The organism is Pseudoramibacter alactolyticus ATCC 23263 (genome assembly GCF_000185505.1).
GTDB classification, from domain to species: domain Bacteria; phylum Bacillota; class Clostridia; order Eubacteriales; family Eubacteriaceae; genus Pseudoramibacter; species Pseudoramibacter alactolyticus.
The window spans coordinates 1-620 of the sequence record NZ_GL622374.1 but is presented as its reverse complement, the minus strand read 5'-3'; the positions used below and the strand labels follow the sequence as shown (position 1 = coordinate 620).

Genomic DNA, 620 nt, shown 5'->3' with positions numbered 1-620 from the left:
AGTCGCTCCAAATCGGGTAAACAGGCGGTTTCGTACACCTATTCCACATCAGAAAATCACAACAGACACCAGCGAGTTTAAGTACTATGAGGTGGATGCCAAGGGACATATGAGCCTGCATAATCTTTACCTCGATCCCTTTATGGACCTGTGTAATGGAGAAATCCTTAGTTTTGGAATTGCAAAGCGCCCCGCAGCCAAAAATGTAATGGGCGCTTTAGAAGAAGCAATCACCATCACCGCTGACTGTCCATATCGCAGAACCTTTCATTCTGATCAAGGATGGGCTTATCAGATGAAAGCTTATACCAGACGTCTCAAAGAAGAGCGCATCTTTCAGAGCATGTCACGAAAGGGAAATTGCCACGATAATGCCGTTATGGAAAACTTCTTTGGGCTTCTGAAACAAGAAATCTATTATGGGGAAGTCTATTACAGTTACGAAGCGTTAAAAAAGGCAATAGAGCGTTACATTAAGTACTACAACGAAAAGAGAATCAAAGAGAGACTAGGGTGGATGAGTCCTGTACAATATAGGCTTAGTCTTACAGCCGCATAAAAAGCGAGAGAGGGTCGAAACTATCTCGCGCTATAAAGTCTAACTTTTGGGGGTCACATCA

1 protein-coding gene is annotated in these 620 nt (G+C 43.2%); it reads left to right on the top strand.

Going from position 1 to position 620, the window contains the following annotated elements:
• The coding region (locus tag HMPREF0721_RS11220) for an IS3 family transposase (RefSeq protein ID WP_040640538.1) at nucleotides 1–559 on the top strand (559 nt) is incomplete at its 5' end.
• Nucleotides 560–620 lie beyond the last annotated feature (61 nt).